The organism is Neisseria sp. MVDL19-042950, from assembly GCF_030504625.1.
Taxonomy (GTDB): Bacteria; Pseudomonadota; Gammaproteobacteria; order Burkholderiales; family Neisseriaceae; genus Neisseria.
Genome location: NZ_JAUKWH010000015.1, coordinates 37,585 through 51,183 on the forward strand (window position 1 = coordinate 37,585; position 13,599 = coordinate 51,183).

Sequence of the window (13,599 nt, forward strand, 5' to 3'; positions counted from 1 at the left end):
CAATATCTTCGTTAACCCATTATTTTGCGGGGGGTATAGGTGTTGGAGTTCCAAGAGGCTTCGAACCTCTGGTAGATAGGTAAACCTGTGATAATCCTCCTCCGACGATCAAGATACCGCCAAGATACTGCATCATAGTCAAATGCTCAGAGAAAAGTACCATTCCGAGTATTGAAGCCATGATGGTTTCCTGATATGAAATGGTTGCCAGCTCTCCCGCCAATAGAATTCTGGAAGCCACCGTCAAGAAATAGAATGCTCCGAATCCTGTAACCAGTGCGGCAACAATCAGTACAACCCAAGAATCCATCGGCATTGTTGCAATGTCCCACGGAATTGAAATGCTTCGACCCTCTGCGTCTTTAACCGCGTATTCCAAATTGTCCCAACGGAAAACAAGCATCAGACCTATGGTCATCACGGCAAATAGGAAATTGTAGAAAGACCTTACATTGGAATTGAAATCGGTGCGGTAACGGGATACAAAAAGATAGAGTCCGTAAGCAACCCCCGAAAGGAGCGCAATCATATTGCCCGTAGTGTATTTGGGATCAAGATCCAGTCCGAAACCTTTTTCGGAAACGATTCCGACAATTAAAAGCGTGCCGAGAATTACCGCCGACAGCGAACCCAGCATGGGAATTTTAAATGGTTCTTTCAGGAAAATAGATGCCAATACGGTTGAATAAATCGGACCGGTATAGATGAGGAACGAAGCATTGGCAAGCGTAGTGTACTGCGTTGAAATAACATAAAGCGAAGACAGCAGGCCGAGAAAAATACCTGAAAACAAGATAGCCGGCGAAAATTTTTGCGCCTTTACGGTTTTAAATCCACCAACACATAGGAAAATCAATGTCATTCCGATGAGGCCGGCAAAGCTCCTACAGAATGCAATGAAGTCTCCCGGAGCGCTGATGTAGCGGGCAAATGCTCCAATACCCCCCATCAGCGACGAAGACAGAAACATGAAGCCGAAACCTTTTAGCTTCGTTAATGACTCTTGGTTCATCTCACACTCCTTTTTCAACATCCTTTACGATGAATGGAATGAGCCTTTCCCGAAATGTGTTAAATGTGAGGATTAAATTTAAACAACGTAAAATAAAAATTGATCATGCAATATTTCTATATGTATACGGCTTATACTTCCTGCAAACAGCATGAAGTTTCACTCTTCCCGTTTTCCCTTTCATTACGAACAAGTTATGGAACCACAAAGAACTTCTTCTGTTGTAAATCCCTTCCGCTTTTCATGATATTTGCCTGAAGATTGAAAAAACGGCAGCGGTTATGGATTTAGGAAAATCACGCCGCCGCCGTTTGCAGTTTTATCGATTTACAGCCTTAAACAAGCGTCAAATCGTCAAAGTTCCGGTTCGGGAAGTAGTCCTCGCAGCCGCCTTCGCGATATACGTCTGCAGTAGCACAATGCAGCGCACCGCCAAACGGATAAGCGTCGCGGAACGGAACAGGAATTACGTTCATGCCTAATTTATCCATTTGTTCTTGTTGATGCACTTCGGATGCTTCCACAATCACTGTTTTGTGATCCAGAACCAGACAGTTCATAGACAGCCATACAGAGCTATAGCACAGTGGAGGCGGTTCGGTGTGAGCCGGTTGTGCGGCTTCCACGATTTGCCAATCGTTTTTCTCGAAGATGGCGCGTTGCTCTTTCGGCAGCGGACGTACGGGGTTGTTGATGATCAAGCCCGGACGCAGTGGTACGAAAGTAGCGTCAATGTGGATCGGGTACGGGTCGCCCGGGAAGTTCACGGCATGAATGGTCAATTCGGGATAGTAGCGTTTGAACCATTCCATCGCAGTGCGGTTGGTGGTCAAACCGTGTTGGATGAACAAGTCTTTACCCAAACGCATAACGTCGGCGGCATCCCACATTGGTTCTTCTTCGGTGGTTACGAAGTCTTTGTTGGCGGTACGGATCAAGCGCTCTTCCAAAGAGATTTGCTCGTCGTAGTAGTTATGTTTGTAAGACTTGTCGGTCAAGCGCGGACGGGGTGCTTGGGTCCATTTGAATTCCGGGTCTTCTTCGAAATATTTTTTCATCAGCGGCCAGTAGGCAAGATATTCGAAGTAACGGCAACGGAAAGAGTTGGCTGATGCCATGATTTCGTTACCGATGGTTAACAGAATATCCCGCGGCGGCATACAGGTCATCATCGAACCGGTGCGGAAATCGGGGGTGATTACCGGTTGGTTCCATTGTAGTGGAGTAGGACGGTCAACGATTACACCGCGCTCTTCCAGCACTTTGGTCAAGTAATTCAATTGATCATTGGCTTTTTCTACGGTTTCCAACGGACGTGGACCCCACATGCCGCGCATTTTGCTGTCGACGGGCACTTTTTCAGAAGTAGCCGGTTCTTCGGGAGGAATACAACTATGGTCGGCAACACCGACAATTACCCGTTTCAGCGGATCAAAGTCATTCCAAGAATTTACGATTTTTGCCATGATTCATCTCCTTAAAAATTTACGGAAAACTAAAACAACGCTTTCATCGCTTTTCACAAATCCCAATCAGCCGAACACATATGCATAATTATAAATACATAAAACAATACTACTTTTGATTAGGATTTTCATGAGGCTTATTCTAACGGTTGCTCCTTTTTTTAAAATATAGAAAAGAATAGCAACACTATCAAAAAAGACCAAATCTCATTTATTTCATAAAGTTATATTCCTACATGGCATTGCGGAAATTGATTGAAATCAATGAAAGGCTTTTAAAGGCTTGATAACCGACCGAATGCTTTTCACATATCCTGCAAGATGAAATCCGGTACCATCCAGCTGGTACGGAGAACTGCCGAACCAATTTCGCCTGCAATATTTTTTGGTTGCAGTTCGCATTTTTCGTGCTGCCATAAAATTACTTGACAGAAGCGTAGAATCTTTTAAAAAATAGACCGTCATTGCATTTGTTTACATAATTGCAATACAAAAACTTTAGTTTTGAAGAATATTAACGATAGCCGGGCCGATTTGAAATATTGAAACAGCCAAGGTTCCGGTCAAGGAGATGGATCAACTATGTCTAAGCGAGTGATGTTCACGCGAAGCGCCTTGCTGCTGTCTTTAGGGTTGGCGTTCGGATTAACTGCCTGCGGCGGAGAAAATACCTCAAACACTGGCAGCATCCAATCCGGGGAGCCGGCCGAAAAACAAGAAATCGTGATTAACAACGGTGCCGAGCCCGAATCGCTCGATCCGCACAAAGTGTCGGGCGTACCCGAATCCGGCATCATCCGTCAGATTTTGGTCGGTCTCACTTCTACCGACAACGACGGCAACACCGTTCCGGGCATGGCGGAAAAATGGGAAAGTGCCGACAACAAAGTATGGAAATTTACCCTGCGTGATGCCAAATGGAGCAACGGAGATCCCGTTACCGCCGAAGATTTTGTGTACAGCTTCCGCCGCGTTACCGACCCGGCCACCGCGTCGCCTTACTCCAGTTACTTGGGCGATGCCAAGGTATTGAACGCCGCCAAAATCGTCGAAGGCAAAGCCAAGCCCGACACTTTGGGCGTGAAAGCCGTGGATGCGAAAACGCTGGAAATCACGCTGGAAGAGCCGGTGCCTTACTTCCCCGACATGTTGATCCACACTTCCGTGAAACCCGTGCATAAAGCCACGGTGGAAAAATTTGGCGACAAATGGACTTCGCCCGCCAATATCGTGGTGAACGGCCCGTACACCGTGAAAGCGTGGGACGTTAACAGCCAAATCGTGTTGGAGCGCAACCCGAATTATTTCGACGATGCCAACACCACCATCACCAAAGCCACGCTATTGCCGATTTCTTCGCCGCCCACCGACATGAGCCGCTTCAAAGCCGGCGAGGTGGAATTCACTTACAACGATATTCCGACCGAGCAGTTTAAGTCGTTGCAACAGGAAATGGGCGACCAAATGAAAGTAGCGCCCTATCTGTGCAGCTACTACTACGAGTTCAACCACACCAAGCCGCCGTTCGACAATGAAAAAGTACGCAAGGCGCTCCAGCTTGCGTTAGACCGCGATACGCTGGTGGAAAAAGTGCTCGGACGCGGCGAAACCGTGGCCTACCAGTTCACGCCGCCTGCCGCCCAAGGCATGAAAGAATTTGTGCCGGAATGGAAAGCATGGGACAAAGCCAAGCGTATCGAAGAGGCGAAAAAACTGTTGGCCGAAGCGGGTTACGGCGAGTCTAAGCCTTTGAATTTCGAGCTGCTCTACAACACCAACGAAAACCACAAGAAAAATGCCGTGGCCGCTGCCGCCTTGTGGAAAGAGGCATTGGGCTTTGTGAATGTGAGTCTGGTGAACCAAGAGTGGAAAACCTATCTCGACACCCGCCGCAACCAAAAACACCAAATGGCGCGCGGCGGCTGGTGTGCCGACTACAACGAGGCTTCTACTTTCCTAAACGCATTCAAGTCTGAAAACAGCAGCAACTACGGCAAATATAAGAGTGCCGAATTCGACGGTCTGCTGCTGAAAACCCTTGGCGGCGACGTAACGCCCGAACAGCGCGGCGAGCTGTACCGCCAAGCCGAAGCCGTGATGGATAAAGATGCGGCAACCATTTTCGTTTTCCACTATGTGAGCGCACGTTTGGTGAAACCCCATGTTGCCAACTACTCCACCAAAGATCCGATGGACAACTGGCAGATTAAAAACTGGAAGATTCTGAAACACTAAAACCCTGAAAGGCCGTCTGAAAACAAACATATTCTGTTTTCAGACGGCCTTTGCCCGACATACATACCATAACAACCACAGGCCGTCTGAAACGGCCGCACCGCCGGCACAAACCCCGACCAAGGTTTACTTATGTTGAAATTCATCATCAAGCGTATATTGGAAGCCATTCCCACGCTGTTTGTTTTGATTACCGTATCGTTTTTCATGATGCGGCTGGCTCCGGGCAGCCCGTTTACCGGCGAGCGCAACCTGCCGCCCGCGGTACTGGCCAACATCGAAGCCAAATACCACCTCAACGACCCCATCTGGCTGCAATACCTCAATTACCTGAAACAGCTTGCCCACGGCGATTTCGGGCCGTCGTTCAAATACAAAGACTACACGGTTAACGAACTGCTCTCGCAAGCCTTTCCCGTATCGCTGGAAATCGGTCTTTATGCCTTTATTATCGCGCTGGTTGTCGGCGTGATTCTCGGCGTGCTGGCCGCCTTAAAACAAAACTCATGGCTCGACTACATCACCATGGGCGTAGCCATGACGGGCGTGGTGATCCCCAGCTTTGTCAAAGCCCCGTTGCTGGTGTTGATTTTTGCTATTTGGCTGAAATGGCTGCCCGCAGGCGGCTGGAACGGCGGCGCATTCAGCAATTTAGTGCTGCCCGTTGCCGCGCTGGCGATTGCCTATATTTCAAGCATCGCCCGAATTACGCGCGGCTCGATGATTGAAGTGATGAACAGCCAGTTTATCCGCACCGCCCGCGCCAAAGGTTTGCCCACCCGCTACATCGTGTGGAAACACGCCCTGCGCCCCGCCATGCTGCCGGTGATTTCCTACCTCGGCCCGGCGTTTGTAGGCATCATTACCGGCTCGATTGTGATTGAAACCATATTCGGCCTGCCCGGTATCGGCCAGCTTTTCGTAAACGGCGCACTCAACCGCGATTACGGCATGGTGTTGAGCCTGACTATTCTCGTGGGCGTGCTGACCATTGTGTTCAACGCCGTGGTCGATATCCTGTATGCCGTGATTGATCCGAAAATCCGCTATTGATTCAAGAGGCCGTCTGAAAACCGTTAACCCAAGCGGCTGATAAACAGCACATTCGTCATGCTCGGGCTTGGCCCGAGTATCTCCAAGCTCACAAAACCCTAAGATACTCAAGGCCAAGCCCGAGTATGACGATACAGTTACACGATATTCAGTTGAACGATTGCCGCTTTTCAGACGGCCTCATCTGCTAGTAACCAGTAAACAGAATAAAAAACCATAAGGCACATAACCATGATGGTCAGTAAAAAACAGGCCGCCGCGCTGGCTGCCGCTCTCGACAACCCGTCTCCCGACATCAAAGGCCGCAGCCTGTGGCAAGACGCATGGCGGCGCTTCCGCCACAACCGCGCCGCGCTGGCCAGCGGTTTGATTCTGCTGCTGGTGTGTCTCTTTGTATTGATTGTGCCTCTGGTTGCCCCCTACGACTATGCCCACACCGACTGGGGCGCAATGCAGTCTCCGCCCGCATTCGACAACAAACACTATTTCGGCACCGACTCGCTCGGACGCGACCTGCTGACCCGCGTGGCCGTCGGCGGACGCATCTCGCTGATGGTAGGCGTGGCCGGTGCCTTGGTTGCCGTGATTATCGGCGTGGTGTACGGCGCGGTATCGGGCTTTTTCGGCGGCAAAACCGATATGCTGATGATGCGTTTCTTAGAGATTCTGAACGCGTTTCCGTTTATGTTTTTCGTGATTCTGCTGGTAACTTTTTTCGGCCGCAATCTGGCGTTTATCTTCGTTGCCATCGGTATGGTGTCGTGGCTCGACGTGGCGCGGATTGTGCGTGGGCAAACCCTCAGCCTGAAGCGCAAAGAGTTCATCGAAGCCGCCTATGTGTGCGGCGTGTCGCGGCGGGATATCGTGTTCCGCCACATCGTGCCCAACGTGCTCGGCGTGGTGGTGGTTTACGCCTCGCTGCTCGTGCCCGGCATGATTTTGTTTGAATCTTTCCTCAGCTTCTTGGGCTTGGGCGTGCAAGAGCCGATGACAAGCTGGGGCGCGATGCTGCAAGACGGTGCGAACACCATGCAGATTGCGCCGTGGCAGCTGCTCGTGCCCGCCGTGTTTCTGGTGGTTACGCTGTTCTGCTTCAACTTCATCGGCGACGGCCTGCGCGACGCATTAGACCCGAAAGACAGATAAACCAAGAAAGATCAATATTTTCAGACGGCCTCTTGATGCTTGAGGCCGTCTGAAAAGGAAAAAACAATGAGCACACCCTTACTGCAAGTAAAAGACCTCGAAGTCCGCTTCAAAACCGAAGACGGCCTCGTTACCGCGGTCAACAAACTCAATTTCGATCTGCACGAAGGCGAAACGCTGGGCATCGTCGGCGAATCCGGCTCCGGCAAATCGCAAACCGCCTTCGCCATCATGGGGCTTTTGGCCAAAAACGGCCAAACTTCCGGCTCCGCCGTTTTCAACGGCCGCGAAATCCTCGGCCTGCCCGAACGCGAGTTAAACAAAATCCGCGCCGAACAAATCGCCATGATTTTCCAAGATCCGATGACCTCGCTCAACCCCTATATGCGCGTGGGCGACCAGCTTACCGAAGTGCTGCACCTGCACAAAGGCATGGGCAAAGCCGAAGCATGGGCCGAATCCGTGCGCATGCTCGAAGCCGTGAAAATCCCCGAAGCCAAAAAACGCATCAGCATGTATCCGCACGAATTTTCAGGCGGCATGCGCCAGCGCGTGATGATTGCCATGGCGTTGTTGTGCCGCCCCAAACTCCTGATTGCCGACGAACCCACCACCGCGCTCGACGTAACCGTACAAGCGCAAATCATGGCGCTGCTGAACGACCTCAAACGCGATTTCGGCACCACCATCATCATGATTACCCACGATTTAGGCGTAGTCGCCGGCATTTGCGACCAAGTGTTGGTGATGTATGCCGGCCGCACCATGGAATACGGCAGCGTCGACGATATCTTCTACCGCCCCAGCCACCCCTATACCTTGGGCTTGCTCGGTGCCGTGCCGCGCTTGGACACCGACACCGAAATGCTGCCGACCATTCCCGGCAACCCGCCCAACCTCAGCAACCTGCCCGCAGGCTGCCCGTTCCAAGACCGCTGCGCCTTTGTCGAAGACACCTGCCGCAGCAACGCCCCGCCGTTGGAAATCCTGCACGACCACCGTAAACGCGCCTGCCACAGGCCGTCTGAATTTTTACAGGGAGCACAGGCATGAGTGAAACCTTATTATCCGTCCGCGATTTGCAGGTAAGCTTCGACATCAAAGCCGACGGCGCATGGTTTTGGCAGAAACCCGCCACCCTCAAAGCCGTCAACGGCGTATCGTTCGAACTCAAAGCAGGCGAAACCCTCGGAGTCGTCGGCGAATCCGGCTGCGGCAAATCCACCCTTGCCCGCGCCATCATCGGCTTGGTCAAAGCCAAAAGCGGCAGCATCATCTGGCAAGGCGAAGACCTGACCGCGCTCTCCCCCGCCGCCATGCGCCTGAAACGGCGCGAAATCCAAATGATCTTCCAAGACCCGCTGGCCTCGCTCAACCCACGCATGACCGTCGGCGACATCATCGCCGAACCGCTGAAAACCTTTTACCCCAAGCTCAAAAAAGCCGACATCGAAAAGCAGGTCAAAGAAATGATGGCCAAAGTCGGCCTGCTCCCCAACCTCATCAACCGCTACCCGCACGAGTTTTCAGGCGGCCAATGCCAGCGCATCGGCATCGCCCGCGCGCTGATACTCAAGCCCAAGCTGATTATTTGCGACGAACCCGTGTCCGCACTCGACGTATCCATTCAGGCGCAAGTCATCAACCTTTTGAAAGAGCTGCAAAAAGAAATGGGGCTGACGCTGATTTTCATCGCCCACGATTTATCGGTAGTCAAACACATTTCCGACCGCGTGCTGGTGATGTATCTGGGCAACGCCGTCGAACTCGGCACCGACCAAGCCGTGTACGACCGCCCCGCCCACCCCTACACACAAGCCCTGATGTCCGCCGTGCCGCAGCCCGACCCCGAAGCCGAACGCAGCAAAACCATCCAACTGCTCCCCGGCGACCTGCCCAGCCCCATCAACCCGCCCAGCGGCTGCGTATTCCGTACCCGCTGCCCGCAGGCCGACGCAAGCTGCGCCGAAACCAAACCTGTACTGCAAGGCTCCGCCGTACACAAAGTAGCATGTGTGAAAACAGCGGTAACAGGTTGATTGGCGGCGGCTCTCGTTTAAGTGCCATTCGTCATGTATTTTTGCGTTGCGTGTTTGTCTGCGGGTGTTTAACGTGCAGCGATACCTATGCTTGATGTCGTCACGCTTTATTTTGTATCCAAAGTTGGGAGAAGGGCGCTGCCTGATATTTGCGTAAAAGCCAAGAGGCCGTCTGAAAATTTTTCAGACGGCCTCTTGGTTATGATTTTACCAAACTCAGAACGCTTCAAACTTCCGCACAAAATGATGTGCGCCGATTTCAAAACCGTTTTTAAAATACAGGCGGTGGGCAGATGTGCGCTCGCAGCCTACGTTAGCGTCGATATGAATTTGGCGGATGCCGGCATCTTTTGAAATTTTGTGTACCTCGGCAAGCAACCGCTCGGCATAACCTCTGTTGCGGGCTTGCGGAATGGTTACGATATCATCGATATGGATATGGCGGCCGCTGGCCAAATTAACTTCTTCCCGGAAGCCGCATACGGCCACGGCATTGGCTTTGCCTTCTTCAAAAATACCCAACAATCGGTAGCCCTGATTGCGTTGCAGCGTATTTACCTGTTCGACAAAACGGTTAACATCGGTAATAGTGGGTCGCAATACACTTAAGGCGGCAAAAGCAGTGGCCGTTTCGTCCGCCCCGATTTCCCGTAACACGCTTTCAACCATATCGGCCGCTTCAGCCTGAGAACGTTGCTCCGCCGCTTGCTTCTCTTCAATGGCTTTTGCCAGTAAAACACGCTCTTGCGAAGCCGCTTCGGTTTTGCCGTCTTGGTTGCTGCGCTCATCCAGCAGTGATTTGCAGTCCATCACACGCAGATCGTTGTCGGCAGCAAAATCCATCAAAAAACGGAACATCGGCGGGTTGATTTCTTCAAGTTTCTTATCAACCGCCACGCAGCGCACTTTATCCACCAAAATAGGGCGTACCCACTGATGGTAGGAAAGCCGGTTTCCTTTGTCGAAAGAAGACAAAATGCCGCACAAACGCTCCGCCCAGTCGCTTGGGCGGAAAATTTTGCCTTTACTGGTTGTGCCATGAATCACGATTTCATAAGGATTGCAAACTAACATAGGTCGCTTTCTGAAAAATGGCTGCGCTCGCAACAGAGCTAATAAAATCAGGATTATACCCGACAGCCGCGCCAGCCCCAAAGATTGTAAGATAACAATTTGTATAAATGTTGTTTTCTTTCATGTTGGTCAAATAATCAGCATTTTATGGCGTTTGTCGGGGAACTTTATTGTAATTAGGCTGTAATGCACGAAAATTTAAGAACCGATCGAACTGATTCAATGAAATCCGATTTCAGTTTTCAGACGGCCTTCCGCTCGGTTTAATCAGCAATATAAAGAAACATAAATGCCGCACACAAAACGGTTTTTTATATTCTCGGCTTGACTAGATAGTTGCATGAAAACTATAATTCCGCTCTTGTCGACATGGTGTCGGCAAGTATTTCACTCAACAGGACGAGAAAATATGCCAACTATTAACCAATTAGTACGCAAAGGCCGTCAAAAGCCCGTGTACGTTAATAAAGTACCCGCGTTGGAAGCGTGCCCGCAAAAACGCGGCGTGTGCACCCGTGTGTACACTACTACTCCGAAAAAACCGAACTCTGCATTGCGTAAAGTATGTAAAGTACGTCTGACCAACGGTTTTGAAGTCATTTCATACATCGGTGGTGAAGGCCACAACCTGCAAGAGCACAGCGTGGTGCTGATCCGCGGCGGTCGTGTAAAAGACTTGCCGGGTGTGCGCTACCATACCGTTCGTGGTTCTTTGGATACCGCAGGTGTTAAAGACCGTAAACAAGCCCGTTCTAAATACGGTGCAAAACGTCCTAAGTAATTTAGTTAGGATTAATCAGGCACGTAGGCAGCCGAATAAGCTGTCGAGTAAGTGAATATCTTTTTGGATATTCATGGGAAATGCCCAACTGAATAGATATTAAGGAATTAAAATGCCAAGACGTAGAGAAGTCCCCAAGCGCGACGTATTGCCGGATCCGAAATTCGGTAGCGTTGAGTTGTCTAAATTCATGAATGTTTTGATGATTGACGGTAAAAAATCGGTAGCCGAGCGCATTGTTTACGGTGCACTTGAGCAAATCGAGAAAAAAACTGGCAAAGCAGCTATCGAAGTATTCAACGAAGCCATTGCTAACGCCAAACCCATCGTGGAAGTGAAAAGCCGCCGTGTCGGTGGTGCCAACTACCAAGTTCCTGTTGAGGTTCGTCCTTCACGCCGTTTGGCTCTGGCAATGCGCTGGGTGCGCGATGCTGCCCGTAAACGCGGTGAAAAATCAATGGATTTGCGCTTGGCGGGTGAATTGATTGATGCAGCCGAAGGTCGCGGCGGTGCGATGAAGAAACGCGAAGAAGTACACCGCATGGCCGAAGCCAACAAAGCATTCTCTCACTTCCGCTTCTAATCCAGATTTAGAAAGGCGACCAAAATGGCTCGTAAAACTCCTATTCAACTGTATCGCAATATCGGTATTTCAGCCCATATCGATGCAGGTAAAACAACTACGACCGAACGTATTTTGTTCTATACCGGTTTGACCCACAAACTTGGTGAAGTACATGATGGTGCGGCAACTACCGACTACATGGAGCAAGAACAAGAGCGCGGTATTACCATTACTTCTGCTGCCGTAACTTCTTACTGGAAAGGTATGGGCGGTCAGTTTAAAGAACACCGTTTCAACATCATTGATACCCCGGGGCACGTTGACTTTACCGTAGAGGTAGAGCGCTCTATGCGCGTGTTGGATGGTGCGGTAATGGTTTACTGTGCAGTGGGTGGTGTTCAGCCGCAGTCTGAAACCGTATGGCGTCAAGCTAACAAATACCAAGTTCCGCGCTTGGCTTTTGTGAATAAAATGGACCGCCAAGGTGCAAACTTCTTCCGCGTGGTTGAGCAGATGAAAACCCGTCTGCGTGCCAATCCCGTGCCTATTGTTATTCCGGTCGGTGCGGAAGATAGCTTCAGTGGCGTGATTGATTTGTTCAAAATGAAATCAATCATTTGGGATGATGCTTCTCAAGGTACCAAATTCGAATACGGTGAAATCCCTGCTGATTTGCTTGCTACTGCTGAAGAATGGCGTCAAAACATGATTGAGGCCGCTGCAGAAGCTAGCGAAGAGCTGATGGATAAATATTTGGGCGGTGAAGAGCTGACTGAAGAGGAAATTATTGCCGGTTTACGTCAGCGCACATTGGCAGGTGAAATTCAGCCAATGTTGTGTGGATCCGCTTTCAAAAACAAGGGTGTTCAACGTATGTTGGATGCCGTAGTGGAATTGTTGCCATCTCCGGTAGATATTCCTCCTGTGCAAGGCGAAACACCTAATGGCGAAAAAGCCAGTCGTGAAGCCAGCGATGAAGCGAAATTCTCTGCATTGGCATTCAAAATGTTGAATGACAAATATGTAGGCCAGCTTACTTTCATTCGTGTTTATTCCGGTGTCGTTAAATCTGGTGATACCGTAATCAACTCAGTAAAAGGCACGCGTGAACGTATTGGTCGTTTGGTGCAAATGACTGCTGCCGACCGAACTGAAATCGAGGAAGTGCGTGCGGGTGATATTGCTGCGGCTATCGGTCTGAAAGATGTAACTACCGGTGAAACCTTGTGTTCCGAAGATGCTCCGATCATTTTAGAGCGCATGGAGTTTCCTGAGCCGGTTATTCACGTTGCTGTTGAGCCGAAAACTAAAGCAGACCAAGAAAAAATGGGTATTGCTTTGAACCGTTTGGCAAAAGAAGACCCCTCTTTCCGAGTGCGTACTGATGAAGAATCAGGCCAAACAATTATTTCCGGTATGGGTGAGTTGCACTTGGAAATTATTGTAGACCGTATGAAGCGTGAATTCGGAGTGGATGCAAACGTAGGTGCACCTCAAGTGGCTTACCGTGAAACCATCCGTAAAGAAGTCGAGGCTGAAGCCAAACACGTTAAACAATCTGGCGGTAAGGGTCAGTATGGCCACGTTGTCATTAAAATGGAACCAATGGAGCCGGGTGGTGAAGGCTACGAATTTATCGATGAGATTAAAGGTGGTGTGATTCCACGTGAATTTATCCCGTCTTGTGATAAAGGTATTCGCGATACATTGGCAAATGGTATTGTTGCTGGCTACCCTGTTGTGGATGTGCGTGTTCGCTTGATCTTCGGTTCATATCATGATGTTGACTCTTCACAAATCGCTTTCGAATTGGCAGCTTCTATGGCTTTCAAAGAAGGTATGAAAAAAGCCTCTCCGGTTCTGCTTGAGCCGATGATGGCTGTGGAGGTGGAAACTCCAGAGGAGTACATGGGCGATGTGATGGGTGACTTGAATCGTCGTCGCGGCATTGTTCAGGGTATGGATGATGACGGTATTGGCGGTAAGAAGATTCGCGCCGAAGTACCTTTGGCAGAGATGTTCGGTTACTCTACTGACTTACGTTCTGCCACTCAAGGCCGTGCAACTTATTCAATGGAATTCAAGCAATATGCTGAAGCTCCTGCGCATATAGCTGCACAAGTAACAGAAGCCCGTAAAGGCTAATGTATAATCAGGCCGTCTGAAAGATTCAGATGGCCTCAGTTGATGTTCTTTACTTAATTGTGTTCTTTATAAAGGAATTAGCT

Annotated in this window: 11 protein-coding genes; 8 read left to right on the top strand and 3 right to left on the bottom strand. The window is 50.1% G+C overall.

The genetic code is table 11. The features are described from left to right. Positions 1-19 precede the first annotated feature (19 nt). Positions 20-1,012 carry a DMT family transporter gene (locus tag Q0X97_RS10930; RefSeq protein WP_302067450.1) on the bottom strand — a complete coding sequence of 331 codons (993 nt, stop codon included), beginning with the start codon at positions 1,010-1,012 and terminating at the stop codon, positions 20-22. A gap of 335 nt (positions 1,013-1,347) precedes the next feature. Next, positions 1,348-2,478, bottom strand: coding sequence for a serine/threonine protein kinase (locus Q0X97_RS10935; protein WP_302067449.1), 1,131 nt, complete (start codon positions 2,476-2,478; stop codon positions 1,348-1,350). A gap of 582 nt (positions 2,479-3,060) precedes the next feature. Between Q0X97_RS10935 and Q0X97_RS10940 the strand changes: the two genes are divergently transcribed. From Q0X97_RS10940 to oppF, 5 genes are all read left to right on the top strand, one after another. Continuing rightward, positions 3,061-4,713: an ABC transporter substrate-binding protein gene (locus tag Q0X97_RS10940; RefSeq protein ID WP_302067448.1), complete on the top strand. Its 1,653-nt coding sequence runs from the start codon at positions 3,061-3,063 to the stop codon at positions 4,711-4,713. Positions 4,714-4,845: 132 nt separating this feature from the next. Beyond that, positions 4,846-5,766 carry an oligopeptide ABC transporter permease OppB gene (gene oppB, locus Q0X97_RS10945; protein ID WP_244740260.1) on the top strand — a complete coding sequence of 307 codons (921 nt, stop codon included), beginning with the start codon at positions 4,846-4,848 and terminating at the stop codon, positions 5,764-5,766. A gap of 231 nt (positions 5,767-5,997) precedes the next feature. Continuing rightward, positions 5,998-6,912, top strand: a complete 915-nt coding sequence (oppC, locus tag Q0X97_RS10950) for an oligopeptide ABC transporter permease OppC (protein WP_302067447.1) — start codon at positions 5,998-6,000, stop codon at positions 6,910-6,912. A 66-nt stretch (positions 6,913-6,978) separates the two neighbouring features. Further along, positions 6,979-7,965, top strand: coding sequence for an oligopeptide ABC transporter ATP-binding protein OppD (gene oppD / locus Q0X97_RS10955; RefSeq protein ID WP_302067446.1), 987 nt, complete (start codon positions 6,979-6,981; stop codon positions 7,963-7,965). Further along, positions 7,962-8,951 carry a murein tripeptide/oligopeptide ABC transporter ATP binding protein OppF gene (gene oppF / locus Q0X97_RS10960; RefSeq protein WP_302067445.1) on the top strand — a complete coding sequence of 330 codons (990 nt, stop codon included), beginning with the start codon at positions 7,962-7,964 and terminating at the stop codon, positions 8,949-8,951. The genes oppD and oppF overlap by 4 nt, the downstream gene beginning before the upstream one ends. Before the next feature lie 216 nt (positions 8,952-9,167). On the opposite strand, the gene Q0X97_RS10965 is transcribed toward oppF, so the two are convergent. Beyond that, positions 9,168-10,025 carry a GNAT family N-acetyltransferase gene (locus Q0X97_RS10965; protein WP_302067444.1) on the bottom strand — a complete coding sequence of 286 codons (858 nt, stop codon included), beginning with the start codon at positions 10,023-10,025 and terminating at the stop codon, positions 9,168-9,170. Positions 10,026-10,434: 409 nt separating this feature from the next. On the opposite strand from Q0X97_RS10965, the gene rpsL reads away from it, so the two are divergent. The 3 genes from rpsL (at position 10,435) to fusA (ending at position 13,516) form a co-directional block, all read left to right on the top strand. After that, a complete protein-coding gene (gene rpsL / locus Q0X97_RS10970) occupies positions 10,435-10,806 on the top strand; it encodes a 30S ribosomal protein S12 (protein ID WP_002218431.1) in 372 nt (123 codons plus the stop codon). A gap of 112 nt (positions 10,807-10,918) precedes the next feature. Further along, positions 10,919-11,389, top strand: coding sequence for a 30S ribosomal protein S7 (gene rpsG / locus Q0X97_RS10975; RefSeq protein ID WP_009115852.1), 471 nt, complete (start codon positions 10,919-10,921; stop codon positions 11,387-11,389). A 24-nt stretch (positions 11,390-11,413) separates the two neighbouring features. After that, the gene (gene fusA / locus Q0X97_RS10980; protein ID WP_085390822.1) at positions 11,414-13,516 is read left to right on the top strand and encodes an elongation factor G; all 2,103 of its coding nucleotides are present in this window, start codon (positions 11,414-11,416) and stop codon (positions 13,514-13,516) included. The last annotated feature ends 83 nt before the right edge of the window (positions 13,517-13,599 follow it).